General features: G+C 55.4%; 17 protein-coding genes. 10 read left to right on the forward strand and 7 right to left on the reverse strand.

What is annotated here, in order from left to right; genetic code table 11:
* Positions 1 to 166 precede the first annotated feature (166 nt).
* Together FYZ48_RS18150 and FYZ48_RS18155 are read left to right on the forward strand one after the other, a co-directional pair.
* The gene (locus tag FYZ48_RS18150) at positions 167 to 2,980 is read left to right on the forward strand and encodes a PSD1 and planctomycete cytochrome C domain-containing protein (RefSeq protein WP_187782102.1); all 2,814 of its coding nucleotides are present in this window, start codon (positions 167 to 169) and stop codon (positions 2,978 to 2,980) included.
* A gap of 7 nt (positions 2,981 to 2,987) precedes the next feature.
* Positions 2,988 to 4,409, forward strand: coding sequence for a DUF1501 domain-containing protein (locus FYZ48_RS18155; protein ID WP_149342925.1), 1,422 nt, complete (start codon positions 2,988 to 2,990; stop codon positions 4,407 to 4,409).
* 9 nt (positions 4,410 to 4,418) lie between these two features.
* Here FYZ48_RS18155 and FYZ48_RS18160 read toward each other — a convergent pair whose 3' ends face one another.
* Entirely contained in the window at positions 4,419 to 4,856 is a 438-nt protein-coding gene (locus tag FYZ48_RS18160) for a GNAT family N-acetyltransferase (RefSeq protein ID WP_149342927.1), read from the reverse strand.
* Between the two features lie 214 nt (positions 4,857 to 5,070).
* Here FYZ48_RS18160 and FYZ48_RS18165 point away from each other — a divergent pair, with 214 nt between their 5' ends.
* From FYZ48_RS18165 to FYZ48_RS18180, 4 genes are all read left to right on the forward strand, one after another.
* Positions 5,071 to 5,601, forward strand: coding sequence for a sigma-70 family RNA polymerase sigma factor (locus FYZ48_RS18165; protein ID WP_145181377.1), 531 nt, complete (start codon positions 5,071 to 5,073; stop codon positions 5,599 to 5,601).
* Entirely contained in the window at positions 5,601 to 7,229 is a 1,629-nt protein-coding gene (locus FYZ48_RS18170) for a FecR domain-containing protein (protein WP_149342929.1), read from the forward strand. The genes FYZ48_RS18165 and FYZ48_RS18170 overlap by 1 nt, the downstream gene beginning before the upstream one ends.
* Before the next feature lie 58 nt (positions 7,230 to 7,287).
* Positions 7,288 to 8,313, forward strand: coding sequence for a DUF1559 domain-containing protein (locus tag FYZ48_RS18175; protein WP_149342931.1), 1,026 nt, complete (start codon positions 7,288 to 7,290; stop codon positions 8,311 to 8,313).
* Between the two features lie 99 nt (positions 8,314 to 8,412).
* Positions 8,413 to 8,877 (forward strand): Ig-like domain-containing protein, encoded by a 465-nt coding sequence (locus FYZ48_RS18180; RefSeq protein WP_149342933.1) that lies wholly within the window; start codon positions 8,413 to 8,415, stop codon positions 8,875 to 8,877.
* Between the two features lie 17 nt (positions 8,878 to 8,894).
* On the opposite strand, the gene FYZ48_RS18185 is transcribed toward FYZ48_RS18180, so the two are convergent.
* The 4 genes from FYZ48_RS18185 to FYZ48_RS18200 form a co-directional block, all read right to left on the reverse strand.
* Positions 8,895 to 10,604 carry a Na/Pi cotransporter family protein gene (locus tag FYZ48_RS18185; protein WP_149342935.1) on the reverse strand — a complete coding sequence of 570 codons (1,710 nt, stop codon included), beginning with the start codon at positions 10,602 to 10,604 and terminating at the stop codon, positions 8,895 to 8,897.
* A 112-nt stretch (positions 10,605 to 10,716) separates the two neighbouring features.
* Positions 10,717 to 11,520, reverse strand: a complete 804-nt coding sequence (locus FYZ48_RS18190; RefSeq protein ID WP_149342937.1) for an SDR family NAD(P)-dependent oxidoreductase — start codon at positions 11,518 to 11,520, stop codon at positions 10,717 to 10,719.
* 28 nt (positions 11,521 to 11,548) lie between these two features.
* A complete protein-coding gene (locus FYZ48_RS18195; RefSeq protein WP_149342939.1) occupies positions 11,549 to 12,562 on the reverse strand; it encodes a Gfo/Idh/MocA family protein in 1,014 nt (337 codons plus the stop codon).
* 190 nt (positions 12,563 to 12,752) lie between these two features.
* Positions 12,753 to 14,225, reverse strand: coding sequence for a hypothetical protein (locus FYZ48_RS18200; protein WP_149342941.1), 1,473 nt, complete (start codon positions 14,223 to 14,225; stop codon positions 12,753 to 12,755).
* Between the two features lie 190 nt (positions 14,226 to 14,415).
* Here FYZ48_RS18200 and FYZ48_RS18205 point away from each other — a divergent pair, with 190 nt between their 5' ends.
* From FYZ48_RS18205 to FYZ48_RS18215, 3 genes are read left to right on the forward strand one after another with little or no spacing between them, the layout of a single operon-like run.
* The gene (locus FYZ48_RS18205) at positions 14,416 to 15,576 is read left to right on the forward strand and encodes a GntR family transcriptional regulator (protein ID WP_149342943.1); all 1,161 of its coding nucleotides are present in this window, start codon (positions 14,416 to 14,418) and stop codon (positions 15,574 to 15,576) included.
* Positions 15,577 to 15,611: 35 nt separating this feature from the next.
* A complete protein-coding gene (locus tag FYZ48_RS18210) occupies positions 15,612 to 17,294 on the forward strand; it encodes a M14 family zinc carboxypeptidase (protein WP_149342947.1) in 1,683 nt (560 codons plus the stop codon).
* A gap of 30 nt (positions 17,295 to 17,324) precedes the next feature.
* The gene (locus FYZ48_RS18215) at positions 17,325 to 18,317 is read left to right on the forward strand and encodes a sialidase family protein (RefSeq protein ID WP_149342949.1); all 993 of its coding nucleotides are present in this window, start codon (positions 17,325 to 17,327) and stop codon (positions 18,315 to 18,317) included.
* Positions 18,318 to 18,407: 90 nt separating this feature from the next.
* On the opposite strand, the gene FYZ48_RS18220 is transcribed toward FYZ48_RS18215, so the two are convergent.
* Both FYZ48_RS18220 and FYZ48_RS18225 read right to left on the reverse strand, forming a co-directional pair.
* On the reverse strand, positions 18,408 to 19,949 hold the full coding sequence (locus tag FYZ48_RS18220) for an aspartate:alanine exchanger family transporter (protein ID WP_187782103.1): 1,542 nt from the start codon (positions 19,947 to 19,949) through the stop codon (positions 18,408 to 18,410).
* A gap of 124 nt (positions 19,950 to 20,073) precedes the next feature.
* Entirely contained in the window at positions 20,074 to 20,799 is a 726-nt protein-coding gene (locus FYZ48_RS18225) for an Imm52 family immunity protein (RefSeq protein ID WP_149342954.1), read from the reverse strand.
* A 188-nt stretch (positions 20,800 to 20,987) separates the two neighbouring features.
* Here FYZ48_RS18225 and FYZ48_RS18230 point away from each other — a divergent pair, with 188 nt between their 5' ends.
* Positions 20,988 to 23,429, forward strand: a complete 2,442-nt coding sequence (locus tag FYZ48_RS18230; RefSeq protein WP_149342956.1) for a glycoside hydrolase family 10 protein — start codon at positions 20,988 to 20,990, stop codon at positions 23,427 to 23,429.
* Positions 23,430 to 23,469 lie beyond the last annotated feature (40 nt).

Genomic DNA, 23,469 nt, shown 5'->3' on the forward strand with positions numbered 1-23,469 from the left:
AAATTCGTAACTTTGTTTAGAGAAAGGCGGTGTAACTTTGTCGGCTCCGGGCAAAGTCATAGATCAACAGAAATTGATTTCTCTCTGCTGAGCAAGTAACCTGTAGACATCAATGTCTGTGCTTTCTGTTCCCTGGATATCGCCCGAACCTGAAAGAGACTGTTTCATGCGTGCGCTCACACTTCATGATACCTTGAGGCTTTTGCCCGTTCTGGTCTGCGCCCTGCTCTGCAGCTTCCTGCCGAACAAATCTGCAAACGCGGAAGAAACACAGCTCACGCCGCAGGAAACATTCTTCCTCCGCAAAGTCCGCCCTCTGCTCGAACAAAAATGTCTGGGCTGTCACGGAGCGACCCCCGACGACATCAAGGGGGAATACAACATGCTCACTCGCGCGTCGCTGATCAAAGGGGGCGAATCGGGTGAGGCCGCGGTGATCGTCGGCAAACCGGAAGAAAGTCCCTTCTGGAACGCTGTCACCTGGAAAGACGATAACATCCAGATGCCGCCGCAGGAACGGAACCGCCTGAGTGATGCGGAAATCGATGTCATCAAACAATGGATCGCAGACGGTGCCGTCTGGACTGACAAAAGTCTGCCTGCCCCGAGTTCGAGTGATGCCAGTTCTGCCCGGGAAATCGTCATGTCTACTTCCGGCGGTCAGTCTCCCACCTGGACGAATCGCACATACGAACCGGAAGATGTCTGGGCCTATCAACCGATCCAACGACCGGACGTCCCCTGGCAGGCCTTGACGAAAACGCCTGCTTCCCAGCGGCATCCGATTGACGCCTTCATTCAGCGCAAACTCCAGGAAAAGAAGTTAACCTCCTCACCCCCTGCTGACCGCAAAACGCTGCTCCGACGGGCCGCCTATGATCTGACCGGACTCCCTCCTGCACTGGATGAGATTCGCTCTTTCGAACAAGAAAAGTCCCCCACTGCCTGGTCCCAGACTATCAAACGCTTATTAAACAGTCGGCACTACGGCGAACAGATGACCCAGATGTGGATCGATATTGTCCGCTACGCCGACACCAGCGGTTTTGCCAACGACTATGAACGCCCCAATGCCTGGCGTTACCGCGATTACCTGGTACGCAGTTTCAATGCTGACAAGCCTTACAATCGCTTTATCGTCGAACAGCTCGCCGGCGATGAACTCGACCCCACCGATCCTGAAATGCTCATCGCCACCGGTTTTCTGCGGAGCGGCCCCTGGGAACATACCGGCATGAGCGTCGCCGCGGTCACCCGCCAGCTGTTTCTGGATGACATTACACAAAGTGTCGGCGTCAGCTTCCTGGCACACAGCTTCCGCTGTGCCAAATGCCACGATCATAAATTCGACCCTGTCCCCACCCGCGACTACTATCGCATTCAGGCCGTCTTCGCCCCCGTGCAGTTCGCCGACCGCAAAGTCGCCTACCAGCCATTTGAAAATATCTCCGGCTTCGAACATATGAAGGTCCGCACGGAAAAACTGCTCGCCGAGACAAAAGCACAGCAGGAACAGTTCAAGCAAAAGACCGACGCCGCGATCGCAGCCTGGCTGAAAGAGAACGGCTACAAAAACCTGAAGCAGGTTGCCGCCGACAAACGACCGCCCCTTCGCTGGTTTGGATTAACCGAACTCGAAAAAAGCTTGCTCAAAATCAACAACAAACGCATCGACTACTTTGAGCGGGAACTCAAACGCTACGAACCGTACTGCTTCAGCGTCTATAACGGTCCGTCGAATAACTACCGCTCCACCAAAGCGGTTAACCTGATCCCCGGCCCCAAACAGCGAAAAGGCGATGTCGAAGAGATCTTCATTCTCGCCGGAGGTGCCATCACTGCACCTACGGATAAAGTCACTCCCGGCGTACTGAGTGCTATGGCGGGTTCCAATGACCGTCAGACACCCAGCGCCTGGAATACCATTCCCAATACAGCCGATGGACGACGACTCGCGCTGGCCCGCTGGATTGCCAGTTCGAATAACACACTCACTGCCCGTGTCATCGTCAACCGCATCTGGCAGATGCATTTCGGCACCGGTCTGGTCGCTACCCCCAACAACTTCGGCCAAAAGGGCGCTAAGCCCTCTCATCCCGAATTGCTGGACTGGCTGGCGACCTGGTTCATGGATCACGGCTGGTCGATCAAACAGCTGCACCACCTGATTATGACTTCCAACACTTATCAGCAAAGCAGCCGACCTGCAGATGCAGAGCTGGTCGCGCGGCTTGATTCCAGCAACCAATGGCTCTCCCACTTTCCAACACGTCGCCTGACTGCCGAACAGATCCGAGACTCGTTGCTCACAATCACGGGTGAACTGAATCCGGAAATGGGCGGCCCCGGTGTCTTCCCGGAAATTAACTGGGAAGTTGCGCTCCAACCCCGGCACATTATGGGTTCGGTCGCTCCCGCGTATCAGCCCATGCCTGAACCGAAACAGCGCAATCGCCGGACGCTGTACGCCTTCCGCTACCGAACGCTGTCCGATCCGATGCTCGACGTTTTCAATCGACCCGGAAGTGAAATCTCCTGTGAGCGTCGTGACGAAACCACCGTCACTCCCCAGGTCTTTGCTCTGTTTAATGGGCAGTTCACCCACGATCGTGCCATCGCACTGGCTCATGAAATCAGCGAAAAAGATCTGGCACTACCCGAGGCCGTTTCGCAGGTCTTCCAACAGGTGACGCTCCGCACACCGTCTCCAGAAGAACTGCAACTGGCGTTGACGCATGTCAAAGAAATGCAGGACTACCACGCCACCCATCCACCGAAGCCAATTCCGCTCCCCCGGGAAGTCAAGCGGTCGATGATTGAAGAATTGACAGGCGAGTCTTTTACCTGGACCGAAAAACTGGATCTGACCGAAAACTACATTCAAGACCTCAAGCCCTGGGACGTCGACGCCGAAACCCGGGCGCTGGCCGAACTCTGCCTGGTCCTGATGAACTCCAACGAATTCATTTATCTGCGGTAACACAAATATGCACCGATTACAACGACGCGATTTTCTCTATGGCATGGGCGCCAGCCTGGGCACCGTCGCTTTCAATGCGCTTCTGCAGGCCGAACAGAAAACAGAACCGAAACAGCAGAACCTGATCGACGGACCGCCGCTCGCCCCCCGCGATCCGCATCTGAAACCGCGCGCCAAAGCCTGCATCTTTCTGTTCATGGAAGGCGGCCCCAGCCACATCGATACCTTCGATCCCAAGCCGGCCCTGGAAAAGCTGCACCTCAAGGAATTCGTCCGCGAAGACAAACAGGTCTCCGCGATGGCCAGCGGCAAACGCTATTACATTAAAAGTCCGTTTAAGCATCGACAGGCAGGCGAATCGGGTATTTCGCTCAGCGAACATTTTTCGCACCTCTCCGAAGTCGCCGACGACCTCTGCGTCTATCACGGTCTGCAGGCCGAATCGATCAACCACCCGACCGCCTGTTACCACATGAATACCGGCAATCGGTTCGGCGGCGATCCTGCGATCGGTTCCTGGATGACCTACGGGCTTGGTACCGAAAATCAGAACCTGCCTGCGTTCATCGTCCTCCCCGAAGTGGCCTACCCCCAGGGAGGCGCTGCAAACTGGTCCAATGGATTCCTGCCCGCTTACTTCCAGGGAACCGCACTCCGTTCGACCGGTTCACCGATTCTCGACCTGAACCCACCTCCAAACGTCACCCGTGCGACTCAACGTAAAAATCTCGATCTGCTGGCGAAACTGAATCAGCAGGATCAGCAGCGGCATCCGCACGAAGAGGTTCTCGCAGCCCGCATGGAATCGTACGAACTTGCATTCCGGATGCAGACCCAGATTCCCGATATCATCAACCTCGAATCAGAAACCCAACAGACACAAGAGATGTACGGTTTGGGCCAGAAAGAGACCGACAGCTTCGGTCGCCGCTGCCTGTTGGCGCGGAAACTCGTCGAATCGGGAGTGCGTTTCGTACAGATCTACGCTGCCGGTTGGGATTCACATGATTTCCTGGAACGCTCTCACAAAGCCCGCATGCAGGCCGTCGATCAACCCATCGCGGCCCTGCTGAAAGACCTCAAAGCACGCGGGCTGCTGGATGAAACGCTCGTTGTCTGGACTGGGGAATTCGGTCGCTCGCCCGACAACGGCATCCGCAGTGGCAGACAGGCCGCGGGTCGGGATCATAATGCCAAAGGCATGGCCATGTGGATGGCGGGAGGCGGTGTCAAAGCCGGTCATCGCATCGGGGCCACCGACGAAATCGGCGACCATGCCGTTGAAGTCGTCAACCCGATTCGTAATCTGCATGTCACACTCGAACACATCATGGGCCTCGACGACAACCAACTGACCTACTTCCACGAAGGCCGCTTCAAGGTGCTGAGCCAGACCGGGGGCGCTGTGATCAAAGAGCTGCTCGGCTGAGCGATCACATCATTCAACAGCAATCGCTTTCGTCATGCGTTGATGCGGGATCGTTACCGAAATGAACTCATCCCCTTTCGGGATGTAGCCCAGTTTCTCATAAAAGCCAACCGCGTCCCGCCGAGCATCCAGCTCCACAACCTGAAACCCTTGCTGCACCAGACAATCTTCTACCGACCGAATCAATCGCCGACCAATCCCCTGCCCCTGACACTCACCCGACACCGCCATCTGCCTCAGCTTGGCCCGCCCCGAACCAAGAGGCACCGCGAGCACACAAGCGACCAGCCGATCCGATTTAAACATGCCGAAATGCAAATATTCCGCTTCATTGGAGAGATCTTCCTGTAACAGATTCAGCCCGAGAGGGAGCCGTAAAATGGTATTCCTGAGTTCGCAGGCCTGTTTATATTCGTCGGACTGCCAGGATATTTCTCTAAATTGCATGTCTCTGTCTCAGCTGTTCGTAAGTCGCTATGAATCCTGAAGATAGATAACACGATTGTTAAAAATGCTCGAGATCAATGTACCGTTGATGATCAAATTGACAGAAAACCACAAAAAAATCAATTTTCCGCGGCTAATTTTGGCCCCCTCACGCTGTATTCACTAGGGGTTCCCCAAAACTTCTCTCGTCGCGTTCCAGTGAGAGGTACTTTCCATGGCGGTAGTAACCGACCGCACAACTGAATTCATCATGCTGTTCTCCCGGCACAGCCAGAGAATCTACCGGTTCATCAGATCGCTGGTAGATAATCGAACTGATGCCGAAGAGATCTATCAGAATACGTGCACCGTACTCTGGGCCAGATTTGATACGTTCGAAACCGGGTCCAATTTCTGGGCCTGGAGTTGTCAGATCGTTCGATATGAAGTCCTGAATTATCGTCGGCGTCAAAATCTGGAACGACACATATTCTCTGATGAATTCTATAACCGGGTCGCGGAAAGTGCCATGGTCTCCATTGATGAGCTGGATCAGCAGCAGGCAGCGTTATCAGTCTGCTTTGAACTATTGACCGATCGACAGCGAGAGGTGCTGGAGAAAATCTACGAACCCGACGCCAGCCCCATCTCGGTGGCCCGGGAGCTGAAACGCACTCCTAATGCAATTTATAAAATTATGCGTCGCGCGCATGAGCTGCTTTTGAGCTGCATTCAGCGTCGCCTGAATTCAGGAGATCTGTTCTGATGCTGTCTCCCCAGGAACAGGAAGAATTGATGCACCTCTGCTGGGAATACCAGTACGGTTCACTCAATCCACGACAGGCAGCAAGGCTGGAAAAAATGGTGCTCAGCCACGACGCTGCCCGCGACCTCTTCGTGCAGTATGCGGGCATGTGTGCCAATCTGGAATGGGAAGGAATTGTCGATCCTGGCCCGCTGGGGCGATCGACTACATACGATCCACTCCCCTCCGGAGAATTGCGCACGATCCCCGACTACCTCCCGGAAAAACAGGGAAACCGGAAATGGACGCTCCTACTCAGTTCGGCCACGCTTCTCGCATTTTGCCTGCTGGGAGTTGCCTACCTGGTTTATTCCCAAGCGATCCTCCAGAATCCTCTGGCATACCAGGCACAAATCATCCGGCTCCAGGAGGCACACTGGGCGACAGGCAAGCGAAACTGGCTGCAGAATCAACGCCTGCGCACCGGCGATCAGCTTCAACTGGATCATGGTCTTGTCGAACTGGAAACAGTTTCCGGCGCCCGGATTATTCTCAAAGGCCCTGCTCGACTGAATTCAATCGGCTCTGATCAGTTCCGTTTAAACCAGGGCCATCTGTTTGCACATGTGCCTCCCGCAGCCCGAGGCCTCACCGTTGAAACTCCCACTTCGCGCGTAATCGACCTGGGAACCCGTTTCGGCCTGGTTGTCAATCCGTCCCATGAAACCGAAGTGCATGTCATCCAGGGACTCGTCCGGCTTAACCTGCTTGACGCAGCTCGTGAAATCACTGAGACACAGGATCTGACCGAAAACACTGCTGTTCGGGTACAACCTGAATCGGAAACGATTACCCGAATTGAAGCTTCACCCGAATTCTTCGTACAGGACCTGGCCAGAAACGAACCCCGGCTCGTTGCCCACTGGAAACTCAATGAACCAGAATCATCCGTCACGGCACGCGACTCGGGAGATTCCCACCTGGATCTGAATGTGATGGCTGAAACGGGACTGTCTCCCTTTACAAACAAACCGGCGCCACAAAACACTTCAACTGCAGCCGGACCATTTCAATCACAGTTACATAAACTGTTTCGCACGCTGAATACCACCGAAGCAGAACTGTTCGATCTCAAGCGTTTCACAATCACGCTCTGGGCACGCAACCCCAGCCGCGATCGCCAGGGAGACTCCGACACCCTGTTTCATTATCGTAATACCCGTCTGCACAGTACCTCTCAATTCAACCTGTACTCCGACAGCACCACAGGCAGACTGGGCTTTGGTTTTCTGGATGCGGCAAACCAATATCATTCCTGGCAAACCAATCAGGATATCCGCTGGGACCAAGATCGCTGGTACCGGATTGTCTTCACCTACGATGCCAACACCGCAGCTCCGAACGACAGTATTGTGACGTATACCCGCACTCCTGAATTTGCTTCAACCCCCGATTTGCAGCAGACATTTACCAATATTAAAGACATTCTTCCCCTCTCACCGGGGGGAGTTCTGGCGGTGGGAGGCTCCACGCTTTCCGACATCTCCCGGCACTGGGGAGGCGAGATTGCCGATGTGCGATTTATCCAAGGCATCCCCGACCGCTTCTTAAATTCTCAGGCACAACCAGCGTTGATCGCAGATCCATAACGGTCGAGAACGGTTCTCGCCTGGCCTTTTTTTATTTTTTAATCGAAGCAGGAATCAAATGAAATCAACAGAATCCAGACGCGGCTTTACGCTCATTGAGCTGCTGGTCGTCATCGCCATTATTGCTATTTTAATCGCACTGCTCCTGCCCGCAGTCCAGCAGGCGCGTGAGGCTGCTCGACGCAGCACCTGCAAAAACAATCTCAAGCAGATGGGATTGGCGCTACACAATTACCATTCAACACACGGTATGTTTCCCGCCAGCCGAATCGGTCCCTATCAAAGCACCTGCACGACCTGTGGGCCGGACTCCCGCTTCAGCACTTACGTCCCTTTACTTCCCTACCTGGACCAGGCCCCCCTCTACGAACAGATCACAGGTAACCTGGGATCGACGTCCTATGTCTGGAACACAGGGTTTTCAGCTTACAAAACCAAACTGGCTATTATCATGTGCCCGTCCGATGTCGATACAGGCGACATCACTCCATTGGGTCAACATAATTACCTGTTCTCGGTAGGCGATCAATACAGCAATCTCGAAACGAATTCATCCGGTGCTCTGCGAGGCGTATTTGGGTTCCGGACCAGTGTCCGCATGCGGGATATCATTGACGGTACCAGCAACACGGCAATGGTCTCAGAGTGTGTGCGTCCCCCCGGAGCGGGCTCCCTGACACCGGCCAACACGTTCGGCACCAACTCCACCAGCAACACCACGAACCCATCTGCCTGCCGAGCCAGCTTTGTAAACGGTGCTTTTACCACCGGACTGCTGGACCGAAACCGCTCCCTGGGTACGCGCTGGACCGATGGTCGTGCAGGCTACATCAACTTTAATACCATCCTGCCTCCCAATTCGCCGGTCTGTAATGGACAGACAACTTCGGGAATTTTACCTCCCTCCAGTCGACATGAAGGGGGCGTCCACTTACTGATGGGAGATGGCGCGGTTCGCTTTATCAGCGAGAACATCGACACCGGTAATATTGCTGCATCACAGGTCACTTCAGGTAAAAGCCCCTACGGTATCTGGGGCGCACTGGGTTCCAAGAATGGAGGAGAGACAGTAGGGGAATTCTAACAACTCTACTGCTGTTGAACTGTGAACAGGGGAGGAACCTGCCCCGGTTTCTCCCCCCTGCTGCCTCGAATCAATTCTGGTCTGAAGGATAAATATTCAATGCGTTACTCCGTTCTGCCGCTCCTGTTACTTTCGATGCCCCTGTTGACCATGTCCTGCTCGGGATCCAGTGAAGACAAATGGACCGCACAGCGCCCCGACACATTTCCCGCGGCCGGCATCGTCACCTTTGATGGTAAACCACTGCCTGAAGCCACCGTTGTTTTCCAATCCACGGGGGGAGAGCCACAGGCTGCAGTTGGTCGCACTGATGAAAATGGCGAATTCCAGCTGCGCACTTTCACAGACGGAGACGGTGCTATCGCAGGCGAACACAAGGTCACTGTGGTCTGTTCCAGAACCGAAGGACCACCGGAGGGAGCCAATCTGGATGAAGCGAATGTCGTCATCCAGGAAGTCTCATTGATTCCCGAGAGATATGCGGACCCAGCCAAATCAGGACTGACCGCCAGTGTCACTCCCGGACAGGAGAATAAGTTCACATTTCATCTCGACAAGGAATAATGCTGACCACCAAGCCGTCATTCAACTTCGTCCCTGCTGTCAATTTGCAGGGACGTTTTTCTATTTTCGCTCCCTTGCTCTTCAGGCTGGGAAGCAACGGCTTTCGTATCATCGATTTCTGCAGGTTCTACTTCCGTTTGACCATTGATGATCCGCGCACTTTGCAGGTGATGCACTGTTCTCCAGAGATGGTAACTGATGCGATACAGCCAGCGATAAGCGTCCAACTGATTGAGTACATATTCAAAATCATCCCCCGATCGGGACGCGGCCTCGGTAAACCGGCGGCGGACCGATTCCTGGTCCTGATCCAGTTCTCGCGCACAGTCCTCCAGCGGCTGCTCGTCCATCAGTTCGCTGGGATCCTCGAAGGCCGTTTCAGCCTCAACGAACAGTTTCGTTAACCGCTGCACAACCTTTTGCAGATCTTCCACTTCAGCAGCCGCATCCAGACGCTCGATTTCCTTGAAGCGTCTTGTCAGGCGTCTGATGTGGTCCAGTGCCAGTACGACTTCCTGGTAACAGCGCAACGTCTGCGGATCTGATTTCGACACGTTGACCCGCCTCAGGTAATCTTCGGTAACTGTCAACGTCTCATGCGTCTGCTCCATCATCGAAGAAATATCTGCCCGGTCTGCCTCATCGGAAAACAACCCGTGAAACAGGTGCAGCACATCCTGAAAGACTTCGGTCAATGTCGAGCGCGACGCTTCAATCGCCACGTTGGGAGTCTGGATAAATGACTCTTCGAGACGTTCCACCTGGTCGTTCACTGCGTCAGGCACCAGCCAGCAGAGGACGCGAATCACCTGGCTGGACGACGGGGCCAGCATCAGGATCCCCAGCAGATTAAACAGGCTGTGAAACAGGGCCAGTCCGATTTCCGGGGAGAAACGATCCCCCTGATTCACATAAGATTGCCAGACCCACATGTAGAGTGGTACCAGAAAATAAGCCACACAGGCGGTCGTTGTATTAAAGAGAACATGCGCAAATGCGGTTCGTCGCGCCGTCACGGAACCTCCCAGTGTGGCGATCACCGCGGTGACGGTCGTCCCCATATCAAAGCCGACCACCATCGCGACTCCCTGCGTCAGCGAAATCGTACCGGTATGCACGGCGGTAATTGCCATCGCCATTCCCGCGCTGGACGACTGCGTGACCATGGAGACCCCCATGCCGATCAAAATCAACAGGATGCGCCCCAGCCAGTCATCTGCGGGAAACGATTTCGGCGTGACCGTATCTGTCAGTCCAGACATCCCGGCCTGCATGTTATCAATGCCGACAAAGATCAGACCAAAGCCGGCCAGCGCGAAACCGATCATCCCGACCCGCTTGCGGGCAAACATGTACATCAGGGTTCCGACCAGAATCAGGGGAAAAGCGATCTGTCCCAGCTTCAATTTGAAACCGAAGACAGCCACGATCCAGCCCGTCATGGTTGTGCCCAGGTTGGCACCAAAGATGATTCCGAGCGACTGTGATAAAGAGAGCAGCCCCGCACTCGCAAAACCCACCGCGGTGACCGTAGTAGCACTTGAGGATTGCAGCACAGCCGTGACGATCGCTCCGGTAGCAATTCCACTGGGCATGTTCTTTGTGAATTTCGCGATCAACCGGCGGATCGTATCCCCCGCCAGTTCCTTCAGGCCGTTGGTCAGAATGACCATCCCCAGCAGGAACAGCCCCAGGCCTCCAAGTGCATTGAGAATCTCTAAACCCATAGATCGTCCGGCGGTGCCCAATCAAAGCGCGTTATTCAGACTCAGCTGATTCCAGTTCATTTGAATCAGTTATTCTATCACAAAACACGATCAGATCGAGGCTGTTTTCCGTCTACCAGGCGGTCCAGCCACCATCGACCAGCAGGTTCTGGCCTGTGATATAACTGCTCGCCTCGCTCGCCAGGAAGACAACTGCTCCCTTGAGTTCGGCCGGCGATCCCATGCGGCCCATGGGACTGTGCTCGCTCAATCGCTCGGCTAGGCCCGCAGGTGCTTTCTCAGAAGGAAACGGCCCGGGGCTCAGGCAGTTGACCCGCACGCCATCCTTGGCCCAGTAGACCGACAGATGCCGCGTCTGATGGATCAGTCCTCCCTTCATCGTGTGATAAGCCACGGGACTGGCTGCACAGATCCCCTCGTACGCTTCGGGATAAGAACCGACCACGCCGTACATCGAACCAATCATGATCACGCTTCCCCGAGCTTCTCGCGCAACGAGGTGATCACGCAGTTTGCGGGCCAGCAGAAAATAGCCGGTCGCATTCTGCAGGTGACGGTTAAACGCATCTGCAGTGACATTTCGCCAGTCTTCCCCCACCGGATCATTGCCGTTATTCACCAGCACATCGATCTGGCCGGCTGCTTCCAGAGCTGCTGCAAACCCCTCTTCAATCGAGTCGGCGTCCATATGATCCAGCGCGACTCCCAGGTGTCCCACGCCGTTAGGATCCGGCAGTTCCGAAGCTGTCTGCTCAGCCCGTTCCTGGCTACGACTGCTGACCACCAGCCGTGCCCCGGCTTCGGCCAGTCCCCGCGACATCGCACCTCCCAGGTAACCACTCGCGCCGGAGATTAAGATCGTCTTGCCGGTAAGATCAAACAGCTGCTGTATCGTGGGTTCATCACTTGGTTGCATAACGAATCCTGTTTTCAGGTAGAAAAACTCAATGGGTAAGGTAGTGCGCCGGCTCGACCCAGGCACGCTGTTCGACAGATTCCAGAATCGAAAGATTCACCGCCAGCGTCTGCAGTCCTTCTTCCAGTGAACAGAGCGGCGGACAGAAATCATCGAGATAATCGAGAAAGGCACTCGCCTGTCGCGAAAAGAGTGTGTCCCGTTCCAGCGTTTCCTGGTAACCGACTACCCACTCCCCCTCCGGCTCAGTGACGTGACGGTACCAGCTTTTCTGATACTCAAATCGGAGCATGCCCCGTTCGCAGATCACGGTAATGCTCGATTCATTCGCCGGTTGATGCTGATTCAGGCTGAAGTTGCCCAGCACACTTCCCTGGCGGGTAATTACGTGCACGGTGTCCTCCACGTCCACACCTTCCAGCACCTGATGTGCGTAGTCCGCCACCAGGGCTTTGACCGGTCCCACCAGGTATTCGCCAGCATTCATCGAATGCGTCAACGCATCCTGCACCGCCCCGCCGCCGGTCGCGCGCGACTTGTAATAGATGTCGCGATACGCGGGCCGATAGGTGGGAAAGTTCTGACCGGAAACGACAACCAGTTCCACCGGTTTGCCATAGCGGCCCGTATCCAGATCAGCCTTCATCGCGGCCAGCGCGGGATGAGCGCGATAGACATACGCGATTCCCGCTTTTTTCTGTTTCTCTTTCAGCAGCTTCTGCAGATCGGCCACACCGTCCACCGACGTGCTCAGTGGCTTTTCGATGAATACGTCCAAACCCGCTTCAACGACCTGCCGCGCCATCTGAATGTGCAGGTGTGCTGGAGTCGCGATGACTGCAAAGTCATGTGGCTCCGCCAGGGCCGAATCCAGATCCGCATACTGAGTTTTCACAGAATATCGCTCGGCGACCTGCTGACGCAGGTCGGCGTTCAGTTCACAAATCGAGATATCGACACGGTCCGTCGCCTGAAAACAGCGCAGATGCCGTTCTCCAATTGAACCGACTCCGACTACCAGTAATCGTCTACGCTCTTTCATGATTTACTTCTCAGGAACCAGAGGGGTGGGAGCAAGCGCATTTCGCAGAAACTCAGAATTCGATTGGGGGCAGCTCTACCTGTATCATAAGACAGTCAGCGACCCGGGCAATGAATCTCAGGTGAAAAATCAGGAAAGTCGACGAGAGAACCCGGTCGACTTTCCTGCGCGAATCGCAAGTGAAGTTACATTATTTCACGAACTGCAGTGAATACAGATCGGCATCTTTCATCACAAACTTCAGACGTACCGGCTTGCCACTGAGTGCAGAGACATCGGAGCCCCCTTTCCAGGTGACGATCCGATTGATCTCGTTTCCGATCTGCTCACGTGCATCAGCGAGAGTGAAACCGGGAATCGGCTTACCGTTTTCATCCTGGATCTCGACTTTGATACCTCCCGCGGCAGATGTCGAAAAGTTGATCGACAGTTCAGAACCATCAAAGGTCAGCGGCTTCGTCACTAATTCCCCACCGGCATAGTCAGCCCGAACAGAAGCAAAACCGTCCAGACGCAGCGAATAGCGACGCAGATGGGCGGTAGGCTGCGCATAATCCTGATTCACGTACACTGACATTTCTGCCGGTCCGGTCTGAACCACGTTCAATGCAGGATAGTTCGTCCGCGAGACCCAGTTCTGAGCGCCGATGCCCCCGGTGATGAATCCACTCAGAAAAGTGCGATCATACATGTTACCGCCGCGGGTCGTCATCAGAATCGCATCGGATGTATCTTTGAAGTAGCGGGGATGCACGCCAATTTTTTCTGCCTGCTCATCGGTCAGCACCTGCCGCCCGGGCATGAAGCGGGCTGCGACAGCCAGATAAATATGAGGTGCCCTGAAATAGGGGTGGGTCTGGTTGGTATAGAGATGTTCGATCGGCGATTTGTCGCCCCGATGCGTGTATTCCATCAGCACCGGTTCGGACCAGTGAATGAAATCGTCACTCTCCGTCCGGGCAATCCGACGGAGTTTATCTTTGAAGACCCGGAAGTAGCTGATGTATTTTTTCTCAACCGGGGACCAGAACGCGACGTTCTGAGAATCAAACATATAAGGAAACGGCACCATCTCTTTGGAGATCACGGTTCCCGCAGGATGCTGTTTCCAGTGAATCCCATCTGGCGAAGTGAACGCGACCAGGCCGCTTTTCATCGTCCCGCCCAGCGCCTTGTAGCGTTCCGACTCAGGAACTCCCGGGCGTGTATCCAGGAACGGACTGAGGTTATGCGTCATCGGAGCCGCATCAGCCAGGATGATATTGTTCTTTTTGAAACCCTGCTTTTCGAACAGAGAAAACTCGGGCTTGGTCCAGTGAATCCCATCCTTCGATTCCGCATAGCAGTAGACTTCTCCGGTGTCGCCGTCCGCTCCCGCCTGAGGGCGTCCCCGGTAGTAAGCACGATACAGGTCGCCATCTTTAATGATCGTGCAGTAGCCGCAGAACAGTCCTTCCCATGGCTTATCGAATTTCAGAACGACGCCTTCATCAACAGGCTGATGCAGACGCAGGCTCACGTTTTGCATTTTGCCGATCAAATAGTCATCCACAAACAGCTCGCGGTGATCCCCGATCGGGAGCGGCTTTTTCTCGCCTGCCTGCAGGCCGACAACATTCAGACTTCCCACAAAAAACAGCATGAACAGCAGCAGTGGTCTCATGTGAATCTCCCGTCTCCTGAAAAGACATCTTGTATCTTTGGAAAAGCATTTCCGTCTGGCACCAATTCAGATTATTGACATTCCGAGTGAATGCATTGTTGACACCACACAAACAACTTGTATCATATTTGAATACAAGTAACGTCAAACTCTGCTTTTTTCAACCCTGATCTGAGAAATTCTCGCGGCCATGACAGCACGTGCCCCGGATTCACAACAGACCAGCCCTGCAACCTCGCCCCCCGGCAAGCAGCGCCCGAAATACCTGCAGCTGGTGGAACAGCTCATGGAGCAGATTACGCAGGGCGAACTCAAGCCCGGAGCCGCACTGCCCTCGGAGCACCAGCTCTGTGAAACCCACCAACTGGCGCGGACCACCGTCCGCAATGCAATGCAACTGCTCGAAGAACAGGGCTGGATCAACCGCATTCACGGCAAAGGTTCGTTCGTCAGCACCAAACCGCCGATCCCCATTAAACAGCAGCTCGATATTTTCGCTTTCGTACTCCCTGAAGTGCGTACCGGCTTTTATCCGTCATTGCAGCGGAGTTTCGAACAGGCAGCCGCCCTCACCCAGAATCAGGTGCTCGTCTGCTGCACGGAAAACAAAGTCGACATGCAGGGCAATACGATCCTGCAACTCATCGACAAACACGTCGCCGGTGTGGCCCTGGTCCCCGCGACCGTCCCCCCGACCCCCGCGTACCAGGTGCGACAACTGCAACAGCATGGCATTCCCGTCGTCTTCTGCCACCGGGATGTCGAAGGCATCCAGGCCCCCCTGCTTTCCATCCCCTTCCGTGAAGTCGGCCTGCTGGCAGGACAGACACTGCTGGAACAGGGACACCGTTCGATCGCCCTGTTTTCCCCGCATCGCGCCACTGCCTCGATTGAATACGAAACCGGACTCCGCGAAGCCCTGGCTGACAGCGCTGACTCTTGCCCGGAACCGTTCATCTTTCACGGACCCAGTTCGCAGCTGCATCCCATCGACTATGAAGCGGATCTGCTCAACACCCTGGAAACCATGTTCCAGCGCCCCGATCCACCCACGGCGATCTTCGCGACTTTCGACTCACTGGCCGAGCTGATTTACCTGCTGCTCGGCAAACTGGGAAAACGCGTTCCGGAAGATGTCTCCCTGCTCGGATTCGGTGGCACGGTCCGCCATGGCGCAATCCAGAGCAGACTCTCTTCGATCACCGTTGATGAAGTCGCCATTGGTAGAAAAGCAGCTGAGCTGCTGACCCAGATGAAACAGGGAGAACTTCCCATCGATTCTGCGGAAGTATTTCCCATGCCCATTAACACCAGCGCCGGACAGACACTGGGACCACCCCCAGCTCAATAACAATTCCCCAACTTCGCCCCGACGAGGCCTCAACCATGCCTGCCAGACTGTTCTCCCCCCGTATCCCATTGACCTCTCCCCTGTGGTTCGCACTCTGCCTGCTCTGCTTACTTACCTGGCAACCACCTGAACTGGCAGCCCAGGAAACCCCAACACTGGAGCAGAAACTCGCCGGGCTCCCGCAACCCTGGCAGGAAAAGCTGCATCGCCTGACACTCAAGGAATACACGGAAACGCTGAAATACTGGGAGGAAACTCATCCCGACCTGGTTCAGGTCGACCGGATCGGCGTGACGCTCGAAGGCATTCCGCTCCCCATGATGAAAATCACCGATCCCGGTACAGATCTGAAACTGAAACAGATCTGTCTGGTCACAGCCCTGCATGGCGGCCCCGAACGCAGTGGCACCACCACAGTGCTGCACTTTGTTGAATGGCTGCTCAGCGATGATCCAGAGGCGGTACGCACCAGACAGAATCAACTGCTGCTGATCATCCCCATCATCAACCCGTATGCTTACTTCGATACGGATCGCTTTGGTAATTCCCAGAAGATCGACCCCTACACCGGAGGTGGCACCGCCAACTGGGATCTCAAAACCCTGCAGTTCAAGCTGCCGGAAAAATCGCCGGAAGTCATGGCAGTCCTGTCAGTCGTCGATCAGTTCAAGCCTGACGTCCATGTCGATGTGCACGGGACCGGTCTACAGGAATACAGCCCCGAACAACTGGGCTCCCGAGAACGCTACCGCGGTCAGACGATGTTTGAAGTCACCGGCTCCGCTTATTCGAATATGTCGCTCCGCCCGTGGGACTGGCGGATCACCGAAGCCATTAACCAGGCGGGAGAAGCAGCGGGGTACGGTTACGATCGCTTCGAAGCGGACGCCCAGCGTCTCTTCTGGGGCACTTCCCTGACGGCAATCTCCAATCGACTCTGGCTGGGACGCCCTCAGTTCTACACCGCGCATTACGGCTATGCCCACTATCATACCATGCTGATGGCTTTTGAAGTCGGCTGGGAACAAAGCGGACTGGCGCGGCTGAAAGGCCTGATGCAGATTGGTAACCAGCGTTGGGACGAAGATTACCATCCCGGCTACCCCGTCAATCGCGTCAACAGTTATATCGGCCACTTCGTGAGTGCCTGGGGTCCCACCGCCCAGGCTCGTCGCCAGAGCCGGGTCGAACTCTGGAAACAACAGCCCCGCTTTTCCCAGGCCGTCCTCTATCCACAGACCGCCGGGCGGGAAACTTACTTCGTCGCCACATCCCAGAAAGCAGCTGAGTTGCTCTCTGCCGACATCACCGAACTCCTCGACAACATCAAGGATGTACCCGGCATCGACCAGAGCTCACTCAAGGCAATCATCAACGCGGGACCGGAAATCAAAATCGCCGTCAGCAAAGGACGGTCGCCAGAACCGGAAGAACCGTCCATTCTAAAGGGCATTTCTTTTCAACTCCGGCTCCCTTATCAACGCCCGGAACTCGTCGACATCAGACTCAACGGACACCTGCTGGAAAAAAGCGAAACAGACGGCTATGTCTCCTGGCCCGGGGCCGGTTTCACGCATGTGCAGATCAATGTGCCTCCGGAAAAATCGAAGGAAACTGAACTGTATCTTGTCACTTGTCTGTATCATCCGCGGGAAACCAGAACCTATGGCTGGAAGCCTCCTGCCCCGGTCCTGGACCGCATTCAATCGGAAAAATAACTCGACCTTCACAACTCAAAGGAAGACCTCATGAAAAACGCCTCGCTCCTCTGCCTGGCTCTGCTCTGTCTGGCAGCGCCCCTGCAGGCTAACGACAAACCGGTTCAACTGAAGCTGGAAAGTGTCCAGAAAATCTGGGACAAAGATCCTCACAACGCATTCACCGGACTGACCCGTTTCAAAGATAAATGGTACTGTGTGTTCCGCACGGGGAAAGCCCATGTCTCCCCCGACGGTGCCCTGCAGGTCCTCGAATCCAAAGATGGCAAAGACTGGAAGCCGGTCGCCCGTATTACCTCCGATACCGCTGACCTCCGCGATGCAAAAATCAGCGTCACTCCCGAGGGGCAGCTCATGCTCAGCGGTGCCGGGGCCCTGCACCAGCCTGCTCCCTATCGGCACCAGTCAATGTCCTGGTTCTCCGATGACGGCAAGAACTGGTCCAAGGCACACATCATCGGCGATCCCAATCTCTGGCTCTGGGGTAATAAGTGGCACGATGGAGACGTCTACAGCATCGGTTACCATACCGGTAAAGAAGGTCCTCGCTTCACTCGCCTCTACAAAAGCAGCGATGGCAAGAATTTTGAAACGGTGGTCGACAAGCTGATAGACGAGGGTTACTCCAACGAAAGCTCCCTGGTCTTCACCAAAGACAACACCTGCTACTGCCTGCTCAGACGGGACGGCAAAGGTGCCACCGGCCTGCTTGGTATTTCAAAGCCCCCCTACACCAAATGGGAATGGAAGGACCTGGGCATCAAGATCGGCGGACCGGAACTGTTCCAGTTGCCCGACGGTCGCTTCCTGGCCACCGTGCGTCTCTACTCGCCCAAAGTGCGGACATCAATCTGCCAGCTCGACGTGGAAAACGGTAAGCTCACCGAACTGCTCGCGCTCCCCAGTGGCGGTGACACCAGCTACGCGAACATGGTCCTGCATGATGGTCTGCTGAACGTGAGCTACTATTCCAGCCACGAAGGCAAAACCTCGATCTACTTTGCCAAAGTCAGTTATAAATAAATGCAGCTAGTATGACTGTGGCCTGCAATCGAAACGGGAGCGTGAACCAGATTCACTGCTCCCGTTTTTATTTGCACATACAAGGTAATATTACAACAACGCAATCAAAATCGGTGCCAGCAGTGTTACCAGCACCAGGGCCACCGGATAGACGGTTGCATAACTCGTCGCCGGCACACTCGAATCAATGGCAGACGTGACCGCTCCCAGACCAGGCGTGGATGTCATCGCGCCACACAGGCCCCCGGCCGTCTCCAGCAGATTCAGACGTAGCCAGTACCGCGCCGCGAGAAACCCGGACAAGAGCGGCACCACAACCACCACCGCTGCGGCCAGGCACATCGTCAATCCGTTCGCACGGACCACTTCCACGAAATTACCACCTGCCTGACACCCCGCCTGTGCGAGAAAGACCGTCAGTCCGAGTTCACCCAGCAACAACCGGCCCGCGCGTGGCATGCGAACTGACAATCCACCAAACTGGCCGAAGTGCCCCAGCAGCAGCCCGACCAGCAACGGTCCTCCTGCCATACCGAGGGAAAATGACTGACCTCCCAGCGACAGACTCAGCCGCCCCAGGATCATCCCCAGAATCAGTCCGCCCGCCAGGATGATGAGATCCGTTTCATCCGCGGTGCGAGCCCGGTGACCAACGGCGGTCGCAAAACGTTCCAGATCCTCCGGTTCACCCACCGCACGCAGAATATCTCCGTAATGCAGTGTCTGTTCTGAACCGGGAACGAACTCGATATTCTGACGGGTAATACGGGCTATCGTCACACCAAAGCGTGACCGAAAATGCAGATCCTTGAGCGTGCGTCCCACTACTTCTTTGGACGTAATCACAATATTACGCCGCTGCCGCTCCACATCGAGTACGTATTGCGCGTCGGGACAGCGGGTTCCCAACGCTTCAATCACAGTCTCGATCTGCCCCGTCCGGCCGATGACCAGCAAGAGCTGTCCCAGTTCCAGTTGAAATTCTTTTGGAATCGGTCGCGGTTGCCCCTCCACGATCAAGCGTGAAACCTGGCAGTTGGATTTCGCCAGAATGGTTACGTCCCGCAATCGCTTCCCCACCAGATTTCTGTTCTGGACTTCGACCACTTCGCGAATGATATCGCCGCGGGCCGCAGCCGATTCGTTCAGGGCGCGTTCAATTCCACCAGAAAACCACCGGGGTAGAATCTGAATGAAGAAAATCACTCCGATCACACCAAAGGGGTAGGCAATCCCGAATCCGACCGCGACATCCGAACCGGCGGGCAGTTTCTCCGTCGCCGCAGCGAGAGCCGGCGTACTCGTCAGAGCCCCCGCAAACAGGCCGCTCGCCAGGTCGGGACTCAACTTGAAGAGACGTCCCATGAGCCAGACGGCCAGCAGAGCCGAACTCATCATGACTCCCGCCAGCAGCGCCAGCGCTTTGCCACGGTTCAGAAACATCTGCAGAAAACTGGGCCCCGCACCGATGCCCAGGCAGTAGATGAACAGGACAACCCCCGCCAGCCCCGCCTCGGGCGCAATCTGGTAACCCCAGTGTCCTGCCAGCAGACCGGCGAAGATCACACCCGAACTTCCCAGCGAAATTCCACGGACCGCAATTTTTCCCAGTATCAGACCGCAACCGATCACAGCAAATAAAACGACAATCTCTTCGATGGCTCTGCACCTTTCCCTGGCCTCCGGAGCGCTAATTGAATGCCCGCACTATAGTCGACAGGCGGGTTCAGTGCCAGCAGTTCCCTGCTGTCTGACCTCAATCTTCTCCGGAACCCTGATCATAATGCTCAGCCAGAATCGATCGGGTGCGACGAACCAGTTCCACATCCCCCGTCCCGGTTTCAGCGAACGTATCGTCTATCAATACCAGGAACCGCCCCTGCTTCTCCTCAATCACTGCGACCTCTTCCGGCAACTCCGGCCATTCCCAGTCACTGTGCGGATGATAAGACATCCACCAGCAGTCCGTTTCATTAAATTGCACTTCAGGCCAGTCTAAAGCTTCTAATAGAAAAGAACTGTCAAAGTGGGCAGAGTCCGGTTCCCAGCATTCAATCAGAATGCGCAAGATCTGAAGGATCCCCCCCACGGACAGAAGCGGTTTGATCACATCTGTGATCATGGGAAAGTTGAGGCGGACACTATTATGAGAAAACTCACTCCAGCAGCCGGCATCAATTCTCAGTGCGACAAAACTGCCATCGTCAAAAGCATTACAGATTGATTCACTGAATCCTAACTCTTCATCAATACTCCGATCGACATCATTTCTGTAGACTCCCTTGGCGATGATCGGTTCCAGCCCTTTCGCTGTCATAGAAATACGATGACCGTCCGGGTCCATCGCATCCGTAGCCCATGCCTTGAGCAGCGGAGACATCGGCTTCAGCTTGCGCAGCATTTTCGACATCCGCCTGGCAATCTCAGCCGGACTTTCCTTCCGAACACCCCAGTAGATACTAAAGTCATATCCGCTGAACATCTTCTCTCCAGACTGATTTCTTTTCAGAATTGGACTCAGCTTCTGTCTGACACAAAGGAAGACAAAGGGCGCTGAAACAGCACGCTTCAACTCCGCAGACAGATCACCTTGCCTCAAGCCACCAGAACCGATAAAACTATGATTTCCCGGGAAAGTCAAGTCGATTCTATTTTCACTGCAGGCCCTTCATGTTTCAGACACTCCCCTGTCTCCTGTTGCTCTCTCTCAGCTTCACCACCGGTACGGAAACCCTGCTGGACGACTTCAACTACACAACGTCCTCCGCGGCCCGACAGGCGTGGACCGAACTTAAGGGAACACTCCCCCTGGCAATGCAGAAATCAGGCAGCCAGAATGTCCTGCTCCTCTCGGCCCCCTTTCAATCCAACCGTGACATTCCCCGGGCCGGGATCGACAAACAACTCAACCAGAGCCTGACCGCCCCCGGGCTGTTTACGATTGACGTCAAACCGGCTTCGCCCGACAGCAACCATCAGGTCAGCATTTATTTCAAAAGTGGCCCCGGCTGGTATTCGACCTCTGCCCGTATCAAGGGGGCTGATTGGCAGACACTCCGTTTCCCTAAAGGTGATTTTCGCGGCGAAGATAAACCGCGTGGCTGGGATAAAATCGAAACCGTCCGACTGGTCGTCTGGCGGGAATCCGACAGCGAACCCGACACGCACTTTCAGTTCCGCAACCTCAAGGCCATTACCGGCGACGTGACGATTGTCGTCCCCGACCTCAGCCAGAAACAGAAAGAGCAGGACACCTTCTCTGCCGCCGACCGCATCGAAACGTTTCTCGAGACTTCTGGAATCGGTTGTGACCGCATCAGTGAAAGCGAACTCTCGCTGAACACGCTCGGCTCACGTTCCATCGCAATTCTGCCGTTTAATCCCCGTATTTCGTCCCAGGCCTGTGGGGTACTGAATCAGTTTATGGAACGGGGCGGCAAGGTTTATCTGAACTTCAACATCCCGACCGCTCTGGAAAAGAATCTGGGCATCAAAAAAGGCAGCTATTTCAAACCGGACAGTCCGGGCGGACTGGCCTCGATCCACCTGCAGGACGCCGGTATCCTGGGGCTCCCTGCGGAGGTCAAACAGGCTTCCTGGAACCTGGTGACAGCCACCCCAACCGGACACAACGCCCGGATCGTGGGCGAGTGGTACGATGACACAGGTAAACCAACGGGCAAGCCGGCCCTGATCGTCAGCGACCGGGGTGCCTACTTCAGTCATCTGATCCTGGGAGATGATCCGGTCCAGAAACAGGCCCTGCTGACTGCCCTCATGGCACATTTCCAACCCCGGCTCTGGGATGCGATCGCCGCCGGTACGATTCAGCAGGCGGAACAGGTGGGGCCCTTTCACTCTTTTGATGAACTCCGCCGCAGCATTGTGTCCACCGTCACTCCACAACAGAGCAAAGTACTGGCGGCCCGCGATCTGGATCGCACGTCCGCATTACTCGTGCGCGCGAAACAGCTGCTGCAGAAAAAAGAAGCGTTTCAGGCCATCGCCTTTGCCCGGCGCTGTCGCGAAGAGCGGGTCAAAATCTACCTGCTGACCCGCGCCAGTCCGCCACGCGAAGCCCGTGCGTTCTGGGACCACAGTCCAACCGGCCCCTACCCGGGCGACTGGGATCGCACCTGTAAAGAGCTTGCCGATGCTGGCTTTAACATGCTCATCGTCAACATGCTCTGGGGCGGTCTGGCCCACTACCCCAGTGATGTTCTTCCCCGCAGCAATTCCTACGAAGTCTATGGGGACCAGATCGAACAGTGCCTCCAGGCGGCGCATAAACATGGTCTCGAGCTCCATGTCTGGAAAGTGAATCACAATCTCTCGACCGCTCCGCCGTCGTTCGTCAGACAGTTACGTGACGCGGGGCGGACCCAGGTCAGTGTGACCGGCGAACAGAGCGACTGGCTCAATCCGGCTCATCCCGAAAACTTTCAGCTCGAAGTCGACAGCATGCTCGAAGTCGTTAAAAAGTATCCCGTGGATGGCATTCACTTCGATTACATCCGCTATCCCAATGATCGCCACGATTACAGTGACTATAGCCGTCAGAAATTCGAGGCCGACACCGGCATCAAAGTCAGCAACTGGCCTACCGACTGTTACAAGGGGAAGCTCAAAAGCCAGTACCGCGACTGGCGTGCCAACCAGATCACCCGGCTCGTTGAAACCGTATCACGCGAAGCACGCAAGATCCGCCCCGGCGTGAAACTTTCCGCTGCCGTCTTCCGCGAATATCCGGACTGCCGGGAATGGGTGGCCCAGGACTGGCCTCTCTGGGCCAGACGCGGGTATCTCGATTTCATCTGCCCCATGGATTACACCGCCAGTGACGAACAGTTCCGCCTCTGGATTGAAGATCAGCAGAAACACCTGGCCGGCAGCATCCCTGTCTACCCCGGCATCGGTGCACTCTCATCAGAGGCAACACTGAGCAGCGATCGTGTTCTAGGACAGGTTGATGTAACCCGACAGCTCAACACGGGGGGGTTTACTGTCTTCAGCCTCAATCCGCAGACACTCTCCAGTGTCGTCCCCGATTTCAAACGCAGTGCCGGGAAAGTCAAGGCGACTCCCCCGCATCGCGCGCCGAAAAAGCGTTAACTCTGAATAAACAAAAACAGGCAGGCCAGGAAAATCCCCA

Origin of the sequence: Gimesia chilikensis (assembly GCF_008329715.1) — a bacterium.
Lineage (GTDB): Bacteria > Planctomycetota > Planctomycetia > Planctomycetales > Planctomycetaceae > Gimesia > Gimesia chilikensis.